Below are 23,442 nucleotides of genomic sequence, written 5' to 3'. Positions count from 1 at the left end.
CTAATTTAGAAGTTGATCGCGCACGTACTCAATACGCCGAATTACTTTAGGTTTAGAGTTGCTTGCATCAGAAGTTGTATATTCCTTAAACTCTTTTGAGTCAAGCCAATCTATTGAGCTTGGTTCCAAATCGTTTTTCTCTTGCAGCGCAAGTGCGACACCTACAGAGATAGCTTCAAAGCGAATTCTAGGCGTTCTGACATGACCTTTTGCTTTAGCAAATCCATTAGGAAAATATTTATCAACAAAATCCAGCATTGTATGAAATGTATTCCGAAAAGCATCTTTGTTAATTTTTGAATTATTATGTGTTTCTAGATACTCATTTAAAAATACATTGACGTACTTGTCAAAATTTTTGTAATTATCTAAGTATGCAAAGAAGCGTAGTACAAATTCTTCTGGTTCTCGGCTGCGACGTGATGCTTCAGATAGGGGGCACAGTTTTACAAACTTTGCTTCCTTTGCAAGTTCTTCTAGTAGCTTGACAAATGGGCCAGGAGATATACCTCTCCGTTTCTCCATATCATTCAATGCAATACTACCTGTGTTAATACGCTCGAACAAATCTCTACGCACCTCCTCATCAGCTTTGTCAGTAAGTACAATCATGCGAATAGTAGCCCGATTAAATCGTCTCTGCCGTGCAAGCGACAAGTCGCTAAATTTAAAGTCATTGAGGTTTTCTAGCTTCTTTAATCCACATAATCTTAATTCATTTTTAAGGAACCTATCCAAAGTGCGGATGCGTTGAGTTCCATCAACAATTTCTAGCCGAGCTAAATCTTCTTTTTCTTCTGGTCGGAGATCGGCAACAAAAATATATGGAATTGGTAATCCCAGAAAAATGGATTCGATAAATTTTGATTGATGATCATCGGGCCAAATCATATCCCGCTGATAGTCTGGTATGTATAGTTCATTAATGTCCTCATCTAGCCCTTCTCTATATTTCTGAACAAGGACTTCTACCGGGTATTCTTTTGTATCGTAGTCAACTATTTTCTGCTTTTCACGGATTTCTTCTTCCGCAGCTTCTCTTTGCTCATCAGTAATCTCTGGCTCTGGTGGTATGTTTCGGGCTTTTGGCATTTTAATCTCCATCTCTGGCAAAATACATACATTAGAAGTATAGAATACTGAAACCTCTATTAAGACATCTACGATATTTAATCTTTTACTGATAAATAGAGTGCGATCGCATCCCTCCCACAGGGTGCGTTGTCGAAAAAAGCCAGAGCTATTTTACTCAAAAGCAACGCCGCGATAAATTTCTGTCATCGGCAATTCAATACTAAGCGAATCCAAAGAAATAGATAGCTCTAAACCGCTAAAATCACTGAGCAACCAACCTTTGGCTTGTTTACTATAGCGTTCTACAAAAGGTTCATCTTGCTCTACTAATAAATATTCGCTAAAACTCGCAATTGAGCGATACATCCGAAATTTACTGAGTCGGTCATAATCTGCGGTGGAAGGAGATAGAACTTCAACAATCAGTGTGGGATTTAAGACTTCATCTAAACGATCGCCATTTAGTTGTGGTTCACCGTCAAAAACCATTACATCTGGATATACTCCGCGTCGATGTTCGGGAATCCACAGCCGTAAATCGCTGTTAATTGGCTCAAATTGAGTATCTCGCAGCACAGAAGTAAAATAGGTCAAAATGTTTCGACCGATGCGGCTATGTTTGAGCGTTCCTCCAGGCATGGGTACAATTTCTCCATCTCGATATTCGCTACGTCCTTCGGCTTTTTCTTCGATCGCACGATATTCATCCAAGCTGTAGCGGCGCGAGATGGTAGAAATCATAGGTCGTAAGCGATCGCATTAGCTATAAGACAACAATATTATTTTGTCACAGATTTGGTTGTGAGGTGATGTCACATCTGTGTCAAAAACAGTCAGAATACATGAGTTGGTATAAAATCAGCCGAAACAAAGATGCTAGAAACAAAAAACATCGAAATTAATACTAAAAAAGTCAAAATACCTAACAATGACTTAGAAATCGATGCTTACTTAGCTCAACCAGCACAAAATGGAACCTTTGGAGCGGTTATCGTTTTTCCAGAAATTTTTGGAATTAATCGTAATATTCGAGATATTACCGAACTAATCGCTAAACAAGGTTATGTAGCGATCGCCCCAGCGATGTATCAACGTACTGCTCCCGGTTTTGAGGCTGACTTTAGCCCAAAAGATGCTGGCTATAGTCCAGAATCTTATCAGCTTGGGTTGCAATACTATCAACAAGTTAAGTATGAAGAGATATTGAGCGATATTCAAGCTGCGATCGCCTACCTCAAAACTTTACCCAATGTCAAAGATGATGCGATCGGTGTTATTGGTTTCTGTTTTGGTGGTCATGTTGCTTACATAGCTGCAACTTTACCCGATATCAAAGCAACAGCTTCGTTTTACGGAGGTGGAATTACTACTTCTAGTTATGGTGAAGAAACTCCAACCATTAATCGCACCCCTGAAATTCAAGGTACTATCTATGCGTTTTTTGGTACAAGAGATTCCTTAGTTTCTCAGGAGGAAAACCAGCAAATTGAGGCAGAACTAAAAAAACATCAAATAAATCATCGTGTATTTCGATACGACGCCGGACACGGATTCTTCGCCGGATTTTTCAAAGACCAATACCCATTTCTAACTCAGAATCCAATGTACAATGCCGAAGCTGCTCCTGATGCTTGGCAACATGTTCTAGAACTGTTTGAAAATAACTTATAAATAAAGCAAGTGCGATCGCCTCCGTCTTTCTCATCAGATATGCGTAGACGCAAAGCAATTTGTCCTAGACATCGCACTCATTGTACAAGAGTGCGATCGCACTTGCCTTTAACCGAAAGATTAAGACCTGTTCCTACCGCAGCATCGAGTACAGTTTGTCCTGGCTGAAGCTGCAAGGAAGCAATTAGAGGTTCGCGATCGATGTGCCAGAAACGCTTCATAATTGCGTCATAATCCACTGCACTGCGATCGTAGGTTTCAATCACCTGATTTATCTGCATAGATTTTTTTACAAATAAGACTACTTTTTGTGGTGTGTTAGCGCCCAAACCTCGTGTATTTTACTACTAGTTAGATAACTTGACAATTCCCAATTAATATTAATTTAAACCACTTTATCAACCTTTAGCTGGAGAGGAATCTGAATGATAAACTCGGTTCCTTTTCCAGGAATTGAGAAGCACTCTAGTTTACCTTTATGTTTTTCTGTGATGATTTGGTAGCTAATAGACATACCCATTCCGGTGCCTTTGCCAATAGGTTTGGTGGTGAAAAAGGGATCAAATATTCGTTGCTGAAATTCTTGAGAAATCCCAATCCCGTTATCAGCGATCGCTATTTCTAACCACGTTGAATTAATTACTGCTGTCCGAATCTTAATTTGACTGGGATTTTCCTCGATTTCTTGATAGGTGCGCTTGGCATTATGTTCTTCTAAGGCATCAATGGCATTGACTAAAATATTCATAAATACTTGGTTGAGTTGTCCGGCATAACATTCTACTAGCGGTATAATGCCGTAGTCTTTAATCACCTCAATTTCAGGTTGTTCTGGCTTCGCTTTCAGGCGATGTTGCAAAATCATCAAGGTACTGTCGATGCCTTCATGAATATCAACGCTTTTGAATTCCGCTTCGTCGATGCGGGAAAAGTTTCGCAGCGACAGTACAATTTGGCGAATGCGATCGGTGCCGACTTTCATCGAAGACAACATTTTTGGCAAGTCTTCTTGTAAAAACTCTAGATCGATGTCTTCGGCAAGGGTTTGAATTTCAGAGGCAGGGTTGGGATTATACTGCTGATACAACTGCACAAATGCTAACAAATCCTGAGTATATTCTTGTACATGGACTAAGTTGCCATGAATAAAGTTGACTGGATTATTAATTTCGTGTGCGACTCCCGCAACTAATTGTCCCAAACTAGACATTTTTTCACTTTGGAGAACTTGAGATTGAGTGCGCTGCAATTCCCCTAAAGCATTTTTGAGTTCAGTGGTTCGCTCTTCTACCCGGTCTTCTAGTTCTTCCTTGTTTTTTTCTAAACTAGTAAACGATTCATGCAATTGCCCTACCATGTGGTTGAACGAGTTAGACAGGGTATTAAGTTCTTGAATAACGCTAGTTTCTACTGTTTGATCTAAATTGCCAGATGCCATTGCCTGACTTGCCCGATTTAGACGCAGAATTGGGCGTACAATCCAATGAGACGTAAATACGCCCATCACTGAGGCAACAACTAATGCACCAAAACAAAGGGCGATCGTGGTTTGTGTGTTGGCATTAATTTGCGCCATAAATGTGTCTTCAGGTACACTCACTACCATCAGCCAATTCAAGCCATACTTGTCACGCCAAGGTAGAACATCGACAAAATGCCGTTTTCCTTGCACCTCAATTTTAAAATCTGTGTCTTGTGTGATAGCTCCAAACCCAGAGGTTTGGAGATGTTTGGCAATGTTTTGTATGATTGGGTCAGAACTGTTGATCGCACTCAATCGCCGGATATCTTGATTGACGATAACAAAAGGCTTCTCTGTACCAGAACTGGCGATTAATGTGCCATCCCGCTCCACAAGGAATACTCGCCCAGACTGACTAATATTCAAATTGCGTAAAAAATCGCTCAGTTTTAGCAGGTGAATATCAGAGCCAACCATTCCCAGCAAGCGATTTTGGGAATCATAGATAGGACGACTGGCACAAGCGGCAATGTAGGGGCCTGTAGGAAGATTTCCAGTTACAATCTTTGCCCAAATAGGTTTACCTGCGGCAATGGGTTGAGTATACCAAGATTCAGTAAGATTGTTCCAATTCCACCGAGCATTGATTTGAGTTCGATTACCTTGCTGATCGGTAGCATAAGTGGAAATATTATTGAGACGCTTGGCAGTCCAATCATCAATGGTAATTGTCTTGTCATCATAACGACCGACTCCTACCCCTTCACGCGTCGTTAGTCCGATACCAATATAAGTCAGGTCATAAGCCTGTATTTGATCCCAAAAATACTTACCCAGGGTTTGGCGATCGCGTACATTTAATAATCCTCTATGGATGGCATCTGCGTTGATCTGATTCAGGGTTTGCGGAATGGAAAGATAAGACTTGAGGTGTTCATTGACCACATCGCTGGTGCGATCTATCAACTGTTCTGCTAGATCGTTAACTGCTCTTTGCCCATTTTTAAAGGACAAATAACCCACTAAACTGACCGCTCCAAAAATTTGAATAACGAAGGGAACAACAAGAACAATCTGTAATGAGAACGCTTTACCTTTTCTAAAATAGTGAGTCTTCATTTATGGAAACTAGAAATTCATGCTAATTTGATTTACTTCTATGATTCCCAAGATGTCAACATCCTCACCTTTATTTTATTTTTTTCTCAAGTCCCAAAGCTCTAGGGACTATTATAAGAGGCATCATCACAACCTAATGATCCATGACCCAAAATCTTTAGTAAGCACAATCGATCAATTTGTCATTTTTTAAAATGTCTATTAGTCATTCTAAATTATTCGATAAGATATGAAGTTCGCTATTGCCACCCCAATATGAATGGCTATTTTTTATCTCTATTAAACTATCAGACTATTATTTTATTATTAAATCAGACTCAGTACGCATCTATTCATTTTCTCTATTCCCCCAACCCTATTATCTGTCCACGCAAAATTCAGGAAGTAAACTTAATTTTTATACCACATTCTGGATAGATGTACATCTATGCAATTAATTTTAACTTCAGATAAGACCAGTTAAAAACATCATTTTAATCTCATTTATAATTCCTAAAAAAAGTTTTTTTAATTCACCGGATTCTATTGATTTTTTCAGAAGAATAGCTCATCTACGTAACTTTCGGGTTTCGCGGAACTGTATTTCGCTATAAAGGAAATTTTTATGACATTCCAAGTTTTTCGCGGCATTAACTACACTGAAAAATTCATTCAAGAGAGTAATCAACAAGTTAGTGGTACTGCCAATTCAGACTGGTTTGTTGTAGAAGGCAGCAATAATGTTGTCAATACGCAAGATGGAAACGATGTTGTTTTACTAGGAAGAAAGGTAGATTCAATCTTTCATCTTGATACTAGTATTTTTAGTGGGGAAGTATTGCAAACTAGTCCTTTGAGCATTAATTGTTATGAATTTGACAATCTTGTTCGTACTGGAGCCGGAGATGATTATGTCAGTTTAGGAGTCGGCAATAACAGAATTTTTTTGGGAGATGGAAATAACTTTTTGGACGATTATGGTGGAAATTATGTGTTTGATGCTGATAACAATATTATTGGTTTAGGAGCAATTCCAAAATTATTTGCTTCAGCAGGAGCAGGTGACGATATTTTCTATTTAAGTGGATTTGCTGACCGAACTATTAATGCGGGAAAAGGTAACAACTTGATTTTTTTGGGAGCCGGAGATGCCAAAATTGATACAGGCTCAGGAAATGACGTTATCACCAGTGAAGCTTCAGCACTGACTTATATTTTTGATAGTAAATCGCCATCTTATCGCCAAAACATCACAGCTGGAAATGGTGATAATCAAATTGCTGTTATTCCCTATGGTCAAACTACAATTAAAACCGGTAATGGGGAAGATTTTATTGTTGCTGTTGGAATCCCTAGCTCAAGTTTTGCCAAGATTGATACAGGAGATGGGAACGACACAGTTATTACAAATGATACCAACAGTATGATTAAGTCTGGTTCAGGTAATAATTTAATTTTTGCTGGTTCAGGTAATGATAGTATCCGGGTGGGAAATGGCAATAATTTAATCAATCTCCGAGGAGGAACGGTTTGTCTATCAGAAACTTTAAGTAAGGATACAAACTTATTTGGTTCGTCTGTAGAAGTAAAAGCTGGGGGAAATGATAATGTTTACTTGGGTGAAGGAGAAAATACAGTAGTTCTGGGAAGCAGTGGCTTTGCTAGTATTTATGGCTTTGGTTGCAACGATCGCTTAAATATTAGTGGCTTAAATGCCAGCTTCAGCCAGGTAGGACGTGACACGCTAATTAGTTCATGCGGTACTTCTTTGGGAGTAATCAAAGAATATACAGGTTCAGTAAAATTGGCGTAAGCTAATCCTTTGCCTCAGAAAGATGCGGGGATGCAACGCCGAATGATTATTAGCTTAAAAGTTGGGGAGGCGATCGCCTAACTATAGAAAACTGCTGAGTGCTGAGTATTTGAGCCGCTTGTTATGTTTGGAGCGATCGCAGTTATTTTTGATTAGACCCCTTTAAGGCGGAGAAATTGAGCGATCGCATTGACAATAATTTGGCATTGCTGGCGATCGCGAGTAGGTGCTGATAGGGAAATTGGTTTAGCTGATATCAATTGTAGTTGGACTAAATACCACGGAATTCGAGTTGGTAAGGGTACTTGAATCACTTGGGCTTGCTGAATTTCAGTCAGCTTTTTTTCTGTGGTAAATGTGCCAAACAATTGATATCGTTTTTCTAATCTCATCAGCCCTGAGAGTTTGCTCAATAATATTCATTTGATCGTAGATCGAGTTAGTACCCGTTCTAACTCACCCCGTTGAAAATTTCCCTCGGTAAGTTGGCGATTTTGGTGTTCTGCGTCACAGATTGCAAGCTTCACTGAATGTGAATTATGTAGATAGATAAAAAGTGCGTTCCGCCCTTGCAACAATGCAGCGTACCAATACTAGGAATTTGATAAAATTAACAAAGTAAGCGATCGCCTGTTACCCAACTTTGGCGATATCTACGACTGGCTGTTCGGTGACGCACTCTTGAGCAAAGAAAGCAAAAACACTATGGCAAAGCGTAAAAAAAGCAATCTCCAATGGATTAAAGAAACGCTTGAACTAAAGCCCGATCATCGCTGGGAGTCTCCATCAGGCTATAAAATATTTGTCGCCAATCGGGGGGCTGTTCGCTTCAATGTTCCCCAAGATTGGGTTTTTGAGCCGCAAGAAAAATCTTTCAAGTTTATGGATAAAAAACCCCCTAAGGATGATTGCTGTCTAGAAGTATCTTTCAATGCTCTGCCGCCCAATGATTGGAGCCAGTTTCCCCTCAAATCTACCCTGAAGAAAGTCATCGAAGACGACAGCCGCAACCCCATTGCTAGGGGAGAAATTGTTACTGTTAAGCGCCAAACTGCCAAAATTGTTTGGGCAGAAATTAAGTTTATCGACACTCAAGAAGAACCAAGAGAAGCTTTTTCCCGGATTTGTATTGGTTTGGGGTCGAATATTCAGTGTTTGATTACATTCGATTATTGGGCAGATCAAGCAGAACAATTAATACCGGTTTGGGATGAGGCAATCCGTAGTCTGACACTAGGCTTGTATATTCGTGACCCAATGACTGGTTTGGCTTTCCCAGACTGAGCGAATCAATTGTAGACATCGCTACTACAGATTTCTATGTGCTAAATTAAAATCGGGATTAGTTACAAAGTTACAAAGCTATGGTTTAGGTTCTAATGCCTAACTGGTGCGCTATCATGCGTGATGAGCGTATGCCGCCGAGTACTTTCAACTATATTGCTTGATTAGCTCAGTTGGTAGAGCGATCGACTCATAATCGATTAGTCACAGGTTCGAGTCCTGTATCAAACCCCAGAGGAAGTTAGCTCAATTGGAAGAGCGATCGACTCATAATCGATGTGTTGTAGGTTCGATTCCTATACTTTCACCCAAAACCCTGTCCGGGTCAAAAGACACTACCCTGTAAAGGTAGCCAATATGGTACGGATCTTAACAGATTCGAGACCCCTCCTTTTCTCAACTCTGCGGTGTAAGTGTTTTGCTGTCGGTCATCACTCATAAAGGTAATGTTCGGTAGCCACAGTTAAGGAGTAAGCGCAACTGCATTTTTCCCTAACTTGAGTATGTCCCTTCGTTTGCTACATCTAGTTTTCTTGTGGGATTCTGGATTGACAAGCGAACGGCATATTTGAGCGCAGTTGTTTTTTTTAGATTGCCATTGAGCAGTCTGGGAAAAGTAGCAGCAATCTTAATCCAGCTTTGGAGAAGCTTTTGCCCACACCTAAATTGTAAACACTTGCATCAGCAGAGTAAAAAATATTTTGTATTATGTACAGCAAAAATTTAACCACTACCCCATTAGCGGCTGAAAGTAATCTAGAAAAGTTGCCGACTGATAATATAGCACTTTTGCGATGGCTACGCCCGCCGCAGGCATCGCATGGTTTAGCTGAATATAATACTGCCGAAGAAATAGCCTTTGCAATGGGAATAAGCTTGGAAAAACTGCGCTTTTTAACAACTAGTACATCCCTAACTAGACATTACCTCCCTTTCAAAATTTCAAAAAAGACAGGTGGAGACAGAATTATTTCTGCACCAAAGCCCGAACTTAAAGCTGCTCAAAGGTGGATTCTAGAGAATATTTTAGAGAAATTAGAAGTTCATAATGCAGCGCACGGCTTTTGCAAAAATCGTTCGATAGTCACCAATGCTAAACCCTCGCAACTGTATCTCTCCCTAACTTGAGTATCTTAATCCAGCTTTGGAGAAGCTTTTGCCCGCACCGGAACTGTAAAAACCTGCACTGGCAGAGTAAACAAATCTTTTGTAGTATATAGTAGTACAAGATGCTAAAACTAATCTTTTAGCTTTTGTTTAAAAGGTTGTAAAGCCTAAAGAACCTCTAAATAAATTCTGTCTACTCAGCAGTTAAGCCGTGAGAAACTGGTGGTATTTGAGTTAAGGCAAGGTTATAAATGTGTTGTTCTAATCTTTTTAGCTAGTTGTAATTGCCTAGTTTACTAAACTATCACACAAATTATTTATGCAAATCACTATGTGGCAAACCTTTTATATCAAACCTAACGAAATCGGCATCTTATATCACCGCAGTGACTTTAAGAAAATTTTGCAACCCGGTACACATACATATTTTGGTCGGCATTGGCAAGTAAAAATTTATGACCTCAATCAGCCATTAGCTCAAATTGAAAACCTAGAACTGTTGTTGCGAAATTATGAAGCCGAACTACAAGAACATTTATTGATTATCAGAACCGCATTCAATCAATTTGCGTTAGTCCGCTATGGTCAGAATTGGGTAAGCGTTGCACCAAATAAATTGATTGCTTTTTGGCGTGGTTTTATTGAGCTAGAGTCTCATATCTTCAACTTAGAAGAAAGCTTAGAATTACCTAGTTCCTTTGTGCAGCAATTGCGTTCAGTTACCTTGAATGGAGTAAAGAAGTTCCAAATCTCAGAGTCTGAAATTGGTTTACTATATCTGCAAAACAATTTTGTGCGACCTCTAGAAGCAGGAGAGTATGCTTTTTGGTCGGTAGATAGAGATGTTACAGTCAGAATTCTCAGCCGGATTATCCCTAACCCAGACTTTCCCCTCGAAGATGTACTCATTGAAAAACATCCCGACTTTATTGCTGCTTATTGTGAGCCAGTGCAATTACAGACTTCGCAAGTTGCAATTGTACGATATCGAGGAAAAGTAATTTCTATTTTGCCACCCACCAGCCGCAAGTTATTTTGGCAAGGTGTTGCAGTGGAAATTCTCGATATCGGGGCAGATGCTCAGTTACAGCCTAACTTAGTGGCTGAATTGGTTGAGGGTTCAACAGATGTCAAATTGCTCAGTCGCAACTGTTTGCATATTTGCCAAGTTCCCGCCCAGCATGTTGGACTAGTATCCCTCTTCTGTCACTTTCCGGTTATTCTAAATAAAAGAATAAAAAAAGAAAACCCTGAAAGGTAAGTAGGGCAATGGATGTAGAATTACAAATTTTGAAACATTTGGCAAGAGATGCTCACCCAACAGTTGCGACCATAGATGAATATTGTGCAGAGTATAAAGACCTGTTTAAAGAAGTAAGAAATTATGAATGCTTCAAATATTTACATCTGGGAATAATGTCACAAATTAAAAGAAAATCATTACCAGAGATAGCGAAAGTCGTAAGTATAAACTCCGCACAGTCATTACATCATTTTTTAGCCAATTCAGACTGGTCAGTAGATAAATTAAAACAACTAAGATTAAATAAACTTAAAAAAGCACTAAATGGAAATGCGATTACAGTAGTAATAGATGAAACCGGAGATAGAAAAAAAGGTAAAAAGACTGATTATGTAGCCAGGCAATATCTAGGAAGTGTAGGAAAAGTCGATAATGGAATAGTTTCAGTCAATGCCTATGGAGTTTATTCTAATATAACGTTTCCATTAACTGTAAAAGTATTCAAACCCAAAGGAACGTTAAAAGAGGAGGATAAATATAAAACTAAAATAGAGTTAGCGTCAGACATCATTACAGAATTAATTGAATCAGGTTTTAACATTAAACTGGTACTGGCAGATAGTTTATATGGTGAAAGTAGCCAATTTATTAGAAAAGTAGCTGAATATAAATTAGATTATGTCGTAGCAATAAGAAGTAATCATGGAGTCTGGTTGCCAGCAGGACAAAGCGTTAGGGCTAATAAGTGGTGTAAATTTGAAAGAACATTTAGCAATCAAAAATCAGAAACCCGATACATTAGGGAAATAATTTATGGTAAAAAAAGAGCCATAACTTACTGGGAAATAACTACTGACCCAGAAACCATGCCAGAAAATTCTACAACATTTGTGATGACAAATCTTCAAGGAAAACTCAAAAAAACTTTAGGCGATTTATATGGATTAAGAACCTGGGTAGAATATGGATTTCGACAGTGTAAACAGGAACTCGGCTGGACAGATTATCGGTTCACAAATTTTCAACATATAGAAAGGTGGTGGGAAATTATTTTTTGTGTGTACACAATGATTAGTTTAAATTCTCCAGCCTTCTTAAGCTTAAATAAATCTCGTCAAATTGAAGCTGAGGTTCAAAAAAATAGTGATGTTGATTTTTCTAATCATCAACAATGGAACCATGAATGCGGATGGAAAAATACTCTAAATAATCTGCGTCTCATTGCCCAACCACTCTTACTATTTTGGTTAATTTATCCCTGGATACATATTTTCCCAAATTCTAAATTATTGCTGGGATTCAATCAATTAATTAGTGCAATGAATCAATTTAAAACCTGTTATGCTTCTGGATAATTTCACTTTGTTACTACTTGCTTATCTCGGAGAGTGACAGAAGAGGGGTATACATTAATCAAGAATTTCAAGGAGAGCGATCGCCAGGGGTACATGCTTGGTGGTTATTTGGCCGCTCTTTTCAAACCGAAGCCATTGACTTGCGACTCCAAAATATGGAAGTATCTGGTCAAGACATCCTTTCTAAAGATAAAGTACCTCTGCGGTTGAATTTGACAGCTGGCTTCCGCATCCAAGACCCATTGAGGGCAAAAAACGGCTTATCAGATATTTCCGGGTTCTTATACAAAGAATTACAGTTTGCTTTGCGTGGTGCAGTCGGCGAACGCAACTTAGATGCTTTATTAGAAGATAAAGGTGCAATTGATAGAAGTATCTCTGAATACATTCGCCAGAAAGCCGCAGACTATGGAATTGAAGTTGATTCTGTAGGTGTCAAAGATATTATTTTACCTGGTGAGATTAAGGCTATCTTGAGCAAAGTAGTGGAGGCAGAAAAAACCGCTCAAGCAAACGTAGTCAGACGTAGAGAAGAAACTGCTGCTACTCGCAGTATGCTAAACACTGCCAAAGTGATGGAGGATAACCCCGTTGCATTGCGTTTAAAGGAACTCGAAGTATTAGAGCGGATTGCAGAGAAGATCGATCGCATTCAAGTTAACGGCAGCTTAGATAGTATTTTAACAGACTTGATTCGGATGAATCCGTAGCGATCGGGGAAAATACTCACGTAGGAAAAGGCCAGTATAATAACAATAAGTTTATTTACGAGAAAAGCGAGTATGCGACAGTCAGCTTCAGACTCTCAACAAAACCTTGCTCAAAAAATTGCAAAGTGGAAAGCTGGGCTGGCTGACTTAGGACGACGAAATCCTCTCATCAAGTTTCGGCAAGATAGTCCTCGAACTTTAGAAATTCTGACAGAAGAACCAGATTTTATCTTTACAAAGCTAACAGAAGAGAAAAAATCGCTTCGTTTTCTAATGATTGATAGCGAACCTCAAGATATTACCCAGCAGAAAAAACCTAAAGCATTATCAGGAGAACAAAATCCTCTCGAATTAATTACTCGTCAAAGAGGAGATGAGCAACTAAAGCGGATAAATAAATTGCGTCTTGAGGCGCGACGCTCATTTGAAGAAAGAGGGGTAAACAGCCTATTTATCGCCTTTGGAACCTTGACTTGGTATGACAAAGATAAGCCAGATGATGCTCTGTTGTCACCACTAATTTTAGTAGCTGTAGAATTAATTAAAGAACCTAGACGAGATGTTTATAAGATATCTCTATTAGATGAAGATGTTGTATTAAATCCAACCCTGACACAAAAGTTAAAGCAAACTTTTGGGATTGAGCTTCCAGAGGGAGAAGCAGTACAAGGAAAAACTTATAACGAATTAATTACCCAGATTCGCCAACTGTTAGCACAAAAGACATGGCAAATTAAAGAGAATGTATTTATCTCGCTATTTTCTTATGCTAAAGCTGCAATGGTTCGGGATATTATCGAAAATGAAGCTCTAATTTTTGAACACCCAATTTTACAAGCAATTAGTAGTGATTTAACTAATTATCAGTCTAACTATAGAGAACCTCTACCTGCATCTGCTCTAGATTCACAAGTTAAGCCTGAGCGAATATTTCAAATTCTTGATGCTGACTCTAGCCAGCAAGTCGTGATTGAAGCAGCGAAATCGGGTTCTAGCTTTGTTGTCCAAGGGCCACCAGGAACGGGCAAAAGTCAAACGATTGTAAATATGATTGCAGAACTGATTGGCGATGGTAAATCAGTTTTATTGGTTGCAGAAAAAGAAACAGCGCTGAGTGTAGTTTATAAACGTATGGCTGAATGTGGTTTAGACCATATATGTCTTAATCTCCATCACAGTGGTACAACAGATAAGCGGGAGCTTGTAAATAATTTATCGAAAACTATTGAATATCTTAAACAAATTTACGGTCAAGAAAATAATCATCTATTTTTTGAGCGGCTTGTTTCTAGTCGTCAATCGCTAAAATTATATCTGACAAGTTTACACTCTAAAGAAAAACCTCTAGATAAATCACCATTTGAGATATTTGGTGAGCTTTTGAAAAAAGAGCGCGAAGCAATTCCCAATATTAATGTCATATTTTCCAACTTTAGCCAATGGAATGAGAGTAGATTAAAAGAAGCAAAAGATTTATTAAATCAATTAGCGCAATTTTTACCTTTCTTTAAAGGAGGGAAAACAACTATTTGGGCAAAAAGTTCTCTAAATTCTTATTCTTATGAGATAGAATTGGAAATTACGGAGAAAATAGAGCAATTTCAGCAAGCTATTTTTTTAGTCCAAAAGATTAATCAAGAATTGCAAGAGGCTCTCCAAATTCAACCTTTATTGAATTTAGAGTCTCTAGATAAATATTATCCAGTTATCGACTACATACGAAAAGCTCCATTAAATCTGCCAGAAAACTGGACTGGAGTAGATATATCAATTGCTCAGAATGCTTTCACCATTTTGCAAACAGACGTTCAAGAGATTGAAAAAAATAAGCTTTCGCCAGAAGCCGAAAATTTGTTGAGTCAGCTTTCTTCATATCTCCCATTTTTAAGAGGAGAAAAAACAACCATTTGGGCACAAAGTACTTTAAACTCTTGCTCTGAGACTCTAGAGCTAGAAATTAAGAATAAAATCAATAAATTGAAACAAGCAATTTCTTTGATTCAGACAGCTAGCCAACAACTTCAAATGATTATGAGGATTCAACCCTTATTAAATTTGGAAAATGTAGAAGCTTGCTTTCCTGCTCTTAAGCATATACTGAAAGTTCCAGATAATTTACCCGAAAATTGGCATGAATTAAATATTTCAACTGCTCAGGATGCCTTCAGTAAGTTAAAAGGCGATATTAAGTTACTAGAAGAAACTGAGCCAATTTTAAAACAAAAATATAATCCTGAATTATTCTCTTCAGAATTACCTGCTTTAGTTAACAGATATCAAAAATATAGTCGCTTTTGGTTGATTAGAATTTTTAATCCCCAGTATAGGCGCGATATCAAACTTTTGAAGAAACTAAGCATTAAAGAGGGACAGATTTCTCACAACGAATTAAAACGTGATTTGGCACAAGCCGTTAAAATACAAGCTGCACGAAACGAGCTATATCAAAGCAATTACCCAGCTCGCCAGATTTTTGGATCTTTATTTAACCCGGAAGTTTCTAGTGAAGAAGAATTAAAAGCAATTGAACAGTCTTTAAGTTGGTTGACTGGCTTACAAAAGTATTCACTTCCTGCTGAGTCAGCCCAACAGATTGTAAATTCTCCCTCTGGACAGCGTGAACTGGATCAATTAGTGAATAAACTTGAATCCCTTCCTGAAGATATTAAAGAGGGTATGGATTTCTTATTCTTATACTTTAATGAAAATAATATTATTGGGCAATATCTGCCTTATAATCAAATTCTATTTACTGAACTGGCAACTTTTTTAGATTTAGCTCAATTAGACTTACCAGAATTTCGCCAATGGTTGACATATAGAGAAATCTATAAGCAACTAGAAAGTTTAGGAGTTCAAGATTTTTTAGAAGCTTTGCGCGACAATAAACCTAATCCTCTTGAGTCTGTACAAAATAGGCTACGTCATATTAACTACCAGCCTCGTCAGGTTTTTGGATCTTTGTTTAATGCAGAAGTTTGTGGTGAAGCAGAGTTAAAAGAAATTGAAAAAGCTTTAAATTGGTTGATTGGCTTACAAAAGTTTTCGCTTTCTGCTGATTCCGTCCAGCGTATTCTAAATACTCCTTTTAAACGGCGCAGAATGGCTGAATTAGTTAAGGAATATGAGTCAGTCCATCAGAGTATTAGGCAAGGATTAGATTTTCTTTTATCCCACTTTAATGAATGTGACATTACAGATTATTATTTACCTCGTAATCAAATTACTTTTGTTGAGCTAGAAAGCTTCTTAAACTTGGCTCAATCTGAATTGTCTTATTTTCAAGAATGGTTAACTTATAAAGAAACTTACAAGAAACTCGAAAACTTAGGGAATAATAAGTTTTTAGATACTTTACGTGATAATCAAATCCCAACAGAGCAATGGTTTCCAGTTTTAGAAAAGCGAATTTATCAAATCTGTCTTGATGCTATTCTTGCCAGAAAGCCTGAGTTAAAGAACTTTAATTTGGAAGTACACGAACGGCAAATCAAAGAGTTTTCTAAACTAGATTCTAGCCAACTAGATACTGCTAGAAAACGTCTAAAGCAGCTTCATGTGCAACGCTGGCAAAACTGGGAAAAAACTTCAGTTGCTCTAGCTGAGATACCAAATTTGAAAAAAGAAGCGACTAAGAGAAGCCGACATTTGCCCATCCGTAAACTCCTCAATGATACACAAAAAGGAATACCAAATCTTGTCAAAGCCTTAAAGCCTTGCTGGATGATGAGTCCACTTTCTGTTAGTCAATATATCAATCCAGATGTAATTCATTTTGATGTTCTCATCTTTGATGAAGCATCTCAGCTTCGGACTGAGGATGTTGTTCCTTCAATTATCCGTTCAAATCAAGTGATTGTGATTGGGGATAATAAACAGCTTCCTCCCACTTCATTTTTTTCAACCGGAGATAGTCAAGAAGATATCGATGATGAAGATGATGAAAGGTATGAAAGCGTTTTGGATGAATGTTCAAAATTTATGTTTGGACACATGTTGAAATGGCACTACCGCAGTCAGGATGAGCGTTTGATTGCTTTCTCCAACCTTCATTTTTACGGCAACCAATTAGTTACATTTCCAAACCCAGTTCAAAATCCAGATTTGGGAGTTTGGTTTAAGCACGTTCCTGATGGTATTTACGATCGCGGGAAACACAGAGATAATCGACGTGAGGCTGAAGTAGTTGCTCAGTTAGCGTTGAAGCATTTTCAACGATTTCCCGAACAATCCCTTGGTATTATTGCTTTTAGCGAAGCCCAAGCCGACGCGATTCGAGAGCAAATTGAAATTTTGGGAAAAGAATGTCCTGATCTAGAGACATTTTGCACTGATAACTCACCCCAGTTTTTTCTGAAAGCATTAGAAAACGTTCAGGGTGATGAGCGAGATGCCATTATACTCAGTGTTGGGTATGCTCGTGATGATCAAGGTAAACTTTCTCTCAACTTTGGCCCCTTAAATCGGCAAGGTGGAGAACGACGGCTCAACGTCGCTGTCACGCGGGCAAAAAGTAAAATTACACTCGTTTCTTCCATTGTGGCTGGTGAAATCAACCAAAAACTTGCCCAAAGCAAAGGTGTAAAATTACTGCACGATTACCTGGAGTACGCAGCCAGTGGTGGAAAAAAACTGCAAGGTAACTCTTACACAGATACTCTCCATTTTGACTCGCCATTTGAAGAAGATATTTACCATGTCTTAGTCCAGCAGGGATACACTATCCGCACCCAAGTTGGATGCTCAGGATACCGGATTGACCTTGGTGTAGTCAATAGCGATCGCCCTGGTGAGTTTTTACTGGGGATTGAGTGTGATGGTGCATCTTACCATAGTTCACCTACTGCCAGAGATCGCGATCGCCTCAGACAACAGGTACTTGAAAGGCTAGGTTGGAAAATCCACCGCATTTGGTCAACAGACTGGTTTCGTAACAAACCTGTTCAAGTTCGTCTGTTGATAGAAAAAATCAAACAACTACAACAAATAAATAGCTGATTTTTGAGATATGCATCGGGAACCACTTGCTAAATCGCTGCTTGGAACTGCTAGCTCCGCCTATGCACCTATCAACCATTTTGAACCATCCAAACTAAAATTCCTAGAATTTCTTCCACAGGTGGGAGGGGATAATCCATCAGATCGATAGTGACAATATTTTCTTCAAGCTTGAGAAATCGCCATTGCGTACCACTGCTAATAGAACCATATATTACGGAAACTGGATGATTTTTTGCAGCGTTGAATCGCTGTGCCGCAACCATCTCTGCAATACATTGTCCAAAACCAGTTCTTAAATCAGCTTTTTTTGCTTCCACAATTACAATTGCAGGAGCTTCAATTTCTAGCACTTCCGGCGATCTGCTCAAAAGGAAATCACACATTCCATTAAGCCCAACTGATTCATCAACTGTAAAATCTTCTCCAGAAAATAAGCTAATTTGCCGATTTAATATCCGTCTAACTTCTAATAATACTGGGTAAATAATTCCTTCAGAACGCGCTTTTTCACTTGCTGAAGAAGCTAGTGACAGACTTTCTCCAAGATATGCCGTGAGTGTAGCAGATGCTTCAATAGGCTCAGTGACAGGAATGAATCTCCCACCTTCCTGCGTTTTTAAACCGAAAGCTTCTTTAACTTTACTGATATTTGTAAACTGACTATAAGGCATAATTTCTAATTACTTTACAACTCCACATTTAGTCTAGCGAGTTAGGGTAATGTCTAGGACTGGTTCTTATATATCAGAGTATCTATATATATTTACACTCAGAACCATTAATTAAAATATATACTTGGTAGATAAGCTCTAATTATGCCGATTCAATGGCATGGGGTAACAGCAATGTCAATTGATGAAGTTGAAAACCAACAAAATAACGATCTAGTTCAAACCGCAACAGACTTAGTAGAAAAGCTAGTGAAGGCAAAAGACAAGAAAAAAGCTAAAAAATCCAAACGGATTTTTGATGGTAGTACTGAAGTTTTTGCCAAGAAAATTCCCAAAAAGACTTTTGAAACTGAACTAAAGCAACTCCAGATTGAGCTAGTCAAAATGCAATACTGGATTAAACACACTGGCTATCGGGTTGTCGTCATATTTGAAGGACGCGATGCAGCTGGCAAAGGAGGAGTAATTAAACGCATTGCCGATCCACTCAATCCTCGTGGCTGTCGTGTAGTGGCTCTGGGAACCCCATCTGATCGCGAGAAAACTCAGTGGTATTTTCAGCGTTACGTACAACATCTTCCCACAGCAGGCGAAATTGTCCTCTTCGATCGCAGTTGGTACAACCGAGCCGGAGTTGAACGGGTGATGGGTTTTTGTACAGAAGCAGAATATCAAGAATTCATGCAATCTTGCCCAGAATTTGAACGAATGTTGGTGCGATCGGGCATTGTTTTAATCAAGTACTGGTTCTCCGTCAGCGATGAAGAACAAGAGGAACGCTTTCTCTCTCGCAGTCACGATCCAGCAAGGCGCTGGAAACTCAGCCCAATGGATTTGGAATCACGCGATCGCTGGGTAGAATATTCCAAAGCCAAAGATACCATGTTTGCTTACACAAATATTCCCGAAGCTCCCTGGTTTACCATTGAAGCAGATGATAAAAGACGGGCGCGGCTCAACTGCATTCATCATTTGTTGAGCAAAGTTGCTTACGAAGATATGACACCTCCTCCCTTAGAGCTTCCCTCTAGACCTGTGGCTGAGGATTATGTTCGCGCTCCTCGCAATGAGCAGTTTTTTGTGCCTCAAGTCTATTAAGCAACATCATTATAGGCTCACTGAACTAGCTGATCATTTGAGTAGGCGTGAGCGTTGCTATTTGAAGCCATACACCTAATTGTTATGTCCTTCAATTTCGTAGACATCGCCTAGTTTATTGTCGAGTAAGGGCGTAGCCCGTCGCAGAAATCGCTACAACGGCTTACTTCTTCTGAATTTCACAGACAATCCCTCGCAAAGCTTTAGTACAATTCTAAGCAATGCAGACTTGGATTATTCAAAAGCTCCTGAATTACCTCCACCCCAGAGCGAAGTAGAGATTCAACTTGTTTTGTTGGTGCATTTCCGCAGCGTAGCCATACAACTTTAGGTGGAGAACCGTACAAACGGCTTCTTTCGGCAAAGTCTACATCTTGAGTTACGATGCAAAAGTCATTGGTTTTAGCAAATTCCCATATTTCTGTATCAGTCTTCACTTCCAGTCCATGAAACTGAACATGACTGGAATCAGGGAAAACATCCGCTAATTGAGTTACTAACTTACGACTCAAATTTTGATCAAAAAGCAGCTTCAAATACCACCTGCCGTCCGCGTAACGTTTGGTAGAGAGGCAACTAAACGATGTTCACGGTCAGCAGCAAACTCTAGACTTGCCCTAATATCTTCTTCTGTTAATTCAGGGAAATCGTCTAATATCTCTCCATGAGACATACCAGCTGCCAACCAGCCTAGAACATCGTACACGGTGATTCGCATCCGTCTAATACAAGGCTTACCACCTCGCTTGTCCGGTTCAATTGTAATAATATCGTGATAGCTCATGGTGATTATAAACTGCATAGCATCTTTCTAAGTCTAGAACAGCTTTACATCGTGTTGCAACGAGGTGATCGCAACAACAGTCTACTTCTTTTACTGCGATCGCTCTATCTCGTAAATTAGTTTTATTAACGTGCAATCATCGGGATTTGGGCAAAGTACCCGGATCAGTTTTTTCAATTATCGCTTTTTCTTATTTTTGTCTAATTTCTTCCACCTTGGTTTTTTTGTAACCTCTGGATTGCTTATTTCCCATACACTGTTAGCGAATCTTGCTCGGATAGCATTCTCTGACAGCACCGCATGTGGGTTGTTCCCAAATTGAGCCAATTCTATATTTATTCCAGAATTTACATCGCGATCGCATTTCCACCCACAATTAGTACATTGATAACAACGATCGCCCTCATCATTTACTTCATAAGATGCTTCATTCATTGATCCACAAACTGGACATTCTTTTGTTGTATAAGGTGCTGGATGCTGATTAAAAATCCTGCCAGCCTTCTCAGATTTCTGCTTCAGTAGGGCGATTTTTCGTCCAGGTGATGCATCAGCAAGGCTTTTACTCAATCCTGATTTCCGCTTTGCTCCTGTTTGCTCATAACCTTGTCCATTTTCGCGTTCCTTTGGTTTAGTACGCTTTCTTAATTTCTCATCTTGCAAACCATCTTCTACTGCAATAAAACCATAGTTGCGAACAATCATAGTGGTAATTTTTTGATCGTGGTTTCGCCGTTGCAAGCTGATTTTTCGATCAAGTTTTCGGATGGTTTTCTCAAGAGATTTTTGATTTGCTCCTGAAAATGGATTTTTATCCTTCAGTTTAGGTGGTGCATCAGGAATAATATTGTATTTTAGCGTGTTGAATCTGGAAGCTCCTATCGCTTTAATCATCTCAGCCTCTGTTTTTGATGTTCTTAAGGCTTCATAATTCTCATTGCTTATAGAAAAAAAGTTTTTACGAATTTCTTGAATCGTTCGGGTAGGATGGTGAACCCACAAAATTAGTCTTTCAGTTAATTTTTTGGCAAGTTTTTGCTGTAATTTAGTCCTGCGTTCTTCTGACTTTCGATAAAATTTTTGAGGCTTAATTCGAGTACCATCCGATAGGCTTAACTCATACTGTAGCCCTGGATCAATCCCCACTGAAGCATTAGTCGTTTTAACGGAGAAGCTTCGTTGTAATTCACCTGAAAGCTGTATGTAGTAAGCATCAGGACGCTTACAAATTTTATATGTAGCAATTCTAGGAACAGAGCCATCAGGATTGCGCCATCTTTTATCAAGTCCCTTACATCGCACTGCTCCAAGTTTTGGAATTCCCGCAAGGATATTTTTACTGACTAATTTTTCACTTGTACCAGGGTTGGTGTTAATTAGAGTTTGGAGTTTATCTCCTTTACGCTTATATTGCGGTTTTCCTCGCTTAACTTCAGACTGACCATATCGACTCTTTAGATATTCCTGCCATGCAGTATCGAGTTGCCCCATCTCTCCAGCACGAAATCTTTGAGGAATATCGCTGTTCTTCATCCATTGAGGTAGATTTTCAGTTTTGCTTACCAAACTTAATCCACCAGAACCTTTATAGGACGGATTGCGAATTACAGGTTCATACCAACTAGGATTTTGAACAGAACCATAACGAGGTATAGGACAAGAATATCCAGTGCAGTTGGAATACTTGCGATCTTCATTATGAGAAGAAGGGAGCCAGCCCCAACTATCTTTCTTTTCAGTAGGTGTAGGAACTTTATAAGTTGGCATTTTTTTAACATGCCAACGTGATTGTTCAGAAAGGATTCTACAAAAGGGAGCTAGATATTTTTGACCTGAAGTTCTTTCTTGTTGAGTAATAGTAGCGATTTCCTCCTCCTTCAAAGGTCGATACTCGTATGGAACCGGACAACATTTTGCATATTCCTTGTTCTCCTTGATGTAATATCCATAAAAATCATCCCAACCTTCCAAGGCTGCTAAACCTACATTCCAAAGCGATCTATTAATCTCAAGCCATTGCTCGATTTTTGCTTGCTGCTCTGGACTAAAATCAGCCTTAAACTCTAGGGTTAGCATGGATTTAAATTGTTCAGTACAAATGTATTTTTATATGCTATCTTAGCTAATTAAGGCAGGGAAGTTTCGTACCATAGCCGTGAAGTTCTTGAACTTCTGAATGACCGTGTAGCCTTTGGCAGCGGTAATTGAAAGAACTCCTGCAACAACAGGAGAATCCCTAATAGGTAACGAGGGACTGTATTACACAGTCCCTCGTTCTCATTTATAAGCTACGATCCGCTTAGCAGACTAATACTTTCGAGCCAATCGCACCATTTAATCTAAAAAATCATCATTAAAAATAGTCTTTTATTTTACAGTTTTTCTTAAAGCAAAATGCCAGCAAATTCTAAAAACCAGACTCAATAAGAGTTATACTATCTAAAGCATCAAAATAGATTGTTCCTAGATAACTCTGCAACTTGTATTTAGGCTAGAAATAGGCTCTTTTTTCTCTCACCGCTAAAAAAACCTTGTATTATATGATGTTGAGGAGCGATCGCTAGGTTCGGAGTAATCCCAAGAGTGCATTTGACGGAAAGGAAGACCCATCTTTTGGAAGACGTACTTCTCTTTCACACCAGAAGCTACTAAGTCAGGCTTCAACGCCTTGATAAATTCCTCGAATTCGTAAGCGGTAACGTCGTCATAAACGATGGTGCCGTTTTCGATGTAGTGAGTGGTACGTTTGTAGTCATCGTTATGAGCGAACTCATAACCTGTACCAATCATCTTCATGCCCAAGTCTTGGAAAGCTGGGACAACGTGGCGAGGACGTAGACCACCAACCATGATGGCAACGGTCTTACCTTCCAAGCGGGGGCGGTACTTAGCAACTACCGCATCCATTGTGGGCTGATATTTGGCGATAACTTTCTCAGCGTTTGCTTGGATTGTTTCGTCAAACTTGGAAGCGATTTCCCGTAAAGATTCAGCAATCTTGGTGGGGCCGAAGAAGTTGTATTCCAACCAGGGTATACGGTATCTTAAAGTCTACAATGCTTATACAGCAA

Annotated in this window: 16 protein-coding genes, 2 tRNA genes and 3 pseudogenes; 11 read left to right on the top strand and 10 right to left on the bottom strand. The window is 39.0% G+C overall.

What is annotated here, in order from left to right; translation table 11 throughout:
• Together ACFG4S_RS17795 and ACFG4S_RS17790 are read right to left on the bottom strand one after the other, a co-directional pair.
• Nucleotides 1-1,092, bottom strand: coding sequence for a DUF262 domain-containing protein (locus tag ACFG4S_RS17795; protein WP_392530380.1), 1,092 nt, complete (start codon nucleotides 1,090-1,092; stop codon nucleotides 1-3).
• Nucleotides 1,093-1,245: 153 nt separating this feature from the next.
• Nucleotides 1,246-1,815, bottom strand: a complete 570-nt coding sequence (locus ACFG4S_RS17790) for a Uma2 family endonuclease (RefSeq protein WP_392530379.1) — start codon at nucleotides 1,813-1,815, stop codon at nucleotides 1,246-1,248.
• 132 nt (nucleotides 1,816-1,947) lie between these two features.
• Here ACFG4S_RS17790 and ACFG4S_RS17785 point away from each other — a divergent pair, with 132 nt between their 5' ends.
• The gene (locus ACFG4S_RS17785) at nucleotides 1,948-2,745 is read left to right on the top strand and encodes a dienelactone hydrolase family protein (protein ID WP_392530378.1); all 798 of its coding nucleotides are present in this window, start codon (nucleotides 1,948-1,950) and stop codon (nucleotides 2,743-2,745) included.
• A gap of 77 nt (nucleotides 2,746-2,822) precedes the next feature.
• Here the strand turns inward: ACFG4S_RS17785 and ACFG4S_RS17780 are convergent, their stop codons facing one another.
• Together ACFG4S_RS17780 and ACFG4S_RS17775 are read right to left on the bottom strand one after the other, a co-directional pair.
• Entirely contained in the window at nucleotides 2,823-3,026 is a 204-nt protein-coding gene (locus tag ACFG4S_RS17780; protein WP_392530377.1) for a hypothetical protein, read from the bottom strand.
• A 104-nt stretch (nucleotides 3,027-3,130) separates the two neighbouring features.
• Nucleotides 3,131-5,326, bottom strand: coding sequence for an ATP-binding protein (locus ACFG4S_RS17775; protein ID WP_392530376.1), 2,196 nt, complete (start codon nucleotides 5,324-5,326; stop codon nucleotides 3,131-3,133).
• 604 nt (nucleotides 5,327-5,930) lie between these two features.
• On the opposite strand from ACFG4S_RS17775, the gene ACFG4S_RS17770 reads away from it, so the two are divergent.
• Nucleotides 5,931-7,118 carry a calcium-binding protein gene (locus ACFG4S_RS17770; RefSeq protein WP_392530375.1) on the top strand — a complete coding sequence of 396 codons (1,188 nt, stop codon included), beginning with the start codon at nucleotides 5,931-5,933 and terminating at the stop codon, nucleotides 7,116-7,118.
• 152 nt (nucleotides 7,119-7,270) lie between these two features.
• Here ACFG4S_RS17770 and ACFG4S_RS17765 read toward each other — a convergent pair whose 3' ends face one another.
• Complete coding sequence (locus ACFG4S_RS17765) at nucleotides 7,271-7,510, bottom strand: hypothetical protein (protein ID WP_392530374.1); 240 nt, start codon at nucleotides 7,508-7,510, stop codon at nucleotides 7,271-7,273.
• Between the two features lie 313 nt (nucleotides 7,511-7,823).
• Between ACFG4S_RS17765 and ACFG4S_RS17760 the strand changes: the two genes are divergently transcribed.
• The 8 genes and pseudogenes from ACFG4S_RS17760 (at nucleotide 7,824) to ACFG4S_RS17725 (ending at nucleotide 17,815) form a co-directional block, all read left to right on the top strand.
• Nucleotides 7,824-8,402, top strand: a complete 579-nt coding sequence (locus ACFG4S_RS17760; RefSeq protein ID WP_392530373.1) for a hypothetical protein — start codon at nucleotides 7,824-7,826, stop codon at nucleotides 8,400-8,402.
• A gap of 158 nt (nucleotides 8,403-8,560) precedes the next feature.
• Nucleotides 8,561-8,636 (top strand) — tRNA-Met (locus ACFG4S_RS17755).
• 1 nt (nucleotide 8,637) lies between these two features.
• Nucleotides 8,638-8,713: transfer RNA gene (locus ACFG4S_RS17750), tRNA-Met, on the top strand.
• Nucleotides 8,714-9,110: 397 nt separating this feature from the next.
• Nucleotides 9,111-9,530 carry a hypothetical protein gene (locus tag ACFG4S_RS17745; protein WP_392530372.1) on the top strand — a complete coding sequence of 140 codons (420 nt, stop codon included), beginning with the start codon at nucleotides 9,111-9,113 and terminating at the stop codon, nucleotides 9,528-9,530.
• A gap of 310 nt (nucleotides 9,531-9,840) precedes the next feature.
• Nucleotides 9,841-10,704: pseudogene (locus ACFG4S_RS17740) on the top strand (slipin family protein); the annotation flags it as partial.
• Nucleotides 10,705-10,778: 74 nt separating this feature from the next.
• Entirely contained in the window at nucleotides 10,779-12,107 is a 1,329-nt protein-coding gene (locus tag ACFG4S_RS17735) for an IS701 family transposase (protein ID WP_392530294.1), read from the top strand.
• A gap of 47 nt (nucleotides 12,108-12,154) precedes the next feature.
• Nucleotides 12,155-12,817, top strand: a pseudogene (locus ACFG4S_RS17730) (slipin family protein); the annotation flags it as partial.
• Nucleotides 12,818-12,889: 72 nt separating this feature from the next.
• The gene (locus tag ACFG4S_RS17725; protein ID WP_392530371.1) at nucleotides 12,890-17,815 is read left to right on the top strand and encodes a DUF4011 domain-containing protein; all 4,926 of its coding nucleotides are present in this window, start codon (nucleotides 12,890-12,892) and stop codon (nucleotides 17,813-17,815) included.
• Nucleotides 17,816-17,886: 71 nt separating this feature from the next.
• On the opposite strand, the gene ACFG4S_RS17720 is transcribed toward ACFG4S_RS17725, so the two are convergent.
• Nucleotides 17,887-18,489 (bottom strand): hypothetical protein, encoded by a 603-nt coding sequence (locus ACFG4S_RS17720; protein ID WP_392530370.1) that lies wholly within the window; start codon nucleotides 18,487-18,489, stop codon nucleotides 17,887-17,889.
• A gap of 144 nt (nucleotides 18,490-18,633) precedes the next feature.
• Here ACFG4S_RS17720 and ppk2 point away from each other — a divergent pair, with 144 nt between their 5' ends.
• Nucleotides 18,634-19,587, top strand: coding sequence for a polyphosphate kinase 2 (ppk2, locus tag ACFG4S_RS17715; RefSeq protein ID WP_392530369.1), 954 nt, complete (start codon nucleotides 18,634-18,636; stop codon nucleotides 19,585-19,587).
• Between the two features lie 203 nt (nucleotides 19,588-19,790).
• Here ppk2 and ACFG4S_RS17710 read toward each other — a convergent pair whose 3' ends face one another.
• The 4 genes and pseudogenes from ACFG4S_RS17710 to ACFG4S_RS17695 form a co-directional block, all read right to left on the bottom strand.
• The gene (locus ACFG4S_RS17710) at nucleotides 19,791-20,123 is read right to left on the bottom strand and encodes a DUF5615 family PIN-like protein (protein ID WP_335008597.1); all 333 of its coding nucleotides are present in this window, start codon (nucleotides 20,121-20,123) and stop codon (nucleotides 19,791-19,793) included.
• On the bottom strand, nucleotides 20,120-20,371 hold the full coding sequence (locus ACFG4S_RS17705) for a DUF433 domain-containing protein (protein WP_094349937.1): 252 nt from the start codon (nucleotides 20,369-20,371) through the stop codon (nucleotides 20,120-20,122). The genes ACFG4S_RS17710 and ACFG4S_RS17705 overlap by 4 nt, the downstream gene beginning before the upstream one ends.
• Before the next feature lie 177 nt (nucleotides 20,372-20,548).
• A complete protein-coding gene (c2c8, locus tag ACFG4S_RS17700; RefSeq protein ID WP_392530368.1) occupies nucleotides 20,549-22,447 on the bottom strand; it encodes a type V CRISPR-associated protein C2c8 in 1,899 nt (632 codons plus the stop codon).
• A 410-nt stretch (nucleotides 22,448-22,857) separates the two neighbouring features.
• Nucleotides 22,858-23,413, bottom strand: a pseudogene (locus ACFG4S_RS17695) (nitrogenase component 1); the annotation flags it as partial.
• Between the last annotated feature and the right edge of the window lie 29 nt (nucleotides 23,414-23,442).

The sequence above is a fragment of the Nostoc sp. C117 genome (assembly GCF_043099735.1).
Taxonomy (GTDB): domain Bacteria; phylum Cyanobacteriota; class Cyanobacteriia; order Cyanobacteriales; family Nostocaceae; genus Nostoc.
This window is presented reverse-complemented; position numbering and strand designations above follow the sequence as displayed.

Bases quoted from the DNA above. Each gene is read 5' to 3' on its own strand.
- ACFG4S_RS17790 (WP_392530379.1), bottom strand. From the start codon at position 1,815: ATGATTTCTACCATCTCGCGCCGCTACAGCTTGGATGAATATCGTGCG.
- ACFG4S_RS17770 (WP_392530375.1), top strand. From the start codon at position 5,931: ATGACATTCCAAGTTTTTCGCGGCATTAACTACACTGAAAAATTCATT.
- ACFG4S_RS17765 (WP_392530374.1), bottom strand. From the start codon at position 7,510: ATGAGATTAGAAAAACGATATCAATTGTTTGGCACATTTACCACAGAA.
- ACFG4S_RS17785 (WP_392530378.1), top strand. From the start codon at position 1,948: ATGCTAGAAACAAAAAACATCGAAATTAATACTAAAAAAGTCAAAATA.
- c2c8 (WP_392530368.1), bottom strand. From the start codon at position 22,447: ATGCTAACCCTAGAGTTTAAGGCTGATTTTAGTCCAGAGCAGCAAGCA.
- ACFG4S_RS17775 (WP_392530376.1), bottom strand. From the start codon at position 5,326: ATGAAGACTCACTATTTTAGAAAAGGTAAAGCGTTCTCATTACAGATT.
- ACFG4S_RS17720 (WP_392530370.1), bottom strand. From the start codon at position 18,489: ATGCCTTATAGTCAGTTTACAAATATCAGTAAAGTTAAAGAAGCTTTC.
- ACFG4S_RS17795 (WP_392530380.1), bottom strand. From the start codon at position 1,092: ATGCCAAAAGCCCGAAACATACCACCAGAGCCAGAGATTACTGATGAG.
- ACFG4S_RS17725 (WP_392530371.1), top strand. From the start codon at position 12,890: ATGCGACAGTCAGCTTCAGACTCTCAACAAAACCTTGCTCAAAAAATT.
- ACFG4S_RS17705 (WP_094349937.1), bottom strand. From the start codon at position 20,371: ATGAGCTATCACGATATTATTACAATTGAACCGGACAAGCGAGGTGGT.
- ACFG4S_RS17745 (WP_392530372.1), top strand. From the start codon at position 9,111: ATGTACAGCAAAAATTTAACCACTACCCCATTAGCGGCTGAAAGTAAT.
- ACFG4S_RS17735 (WP_392530294.1), top strand. From the start codon at position 10,779: ATGGATGTAGAATTACAAATTTTGAAACATTTGGCAAGAGATGCTCAC.
- ppk2 (WP_392530369.1), top strand. From the start codon at position 18,634: ATGCCGATTCAATGGCATGGGGTAACAGCAATGTCAATTGATGAAGTT.
- ACFG4S_RS17780 (WP_392530377.1), bottom strand. From the start codon at position 3,026: ATGCAGATAAATCAGGTGATTGAAACCTACGATCGCAGTGCAGTGGAT.
- ACFG4S_RS17760 (WP_392530373.1), top strand. From the start codon at position 7,824: ATGGCAAAGCGTAAAAAAAGCAATCTCCAATGGATTAAAGAAACGCTT.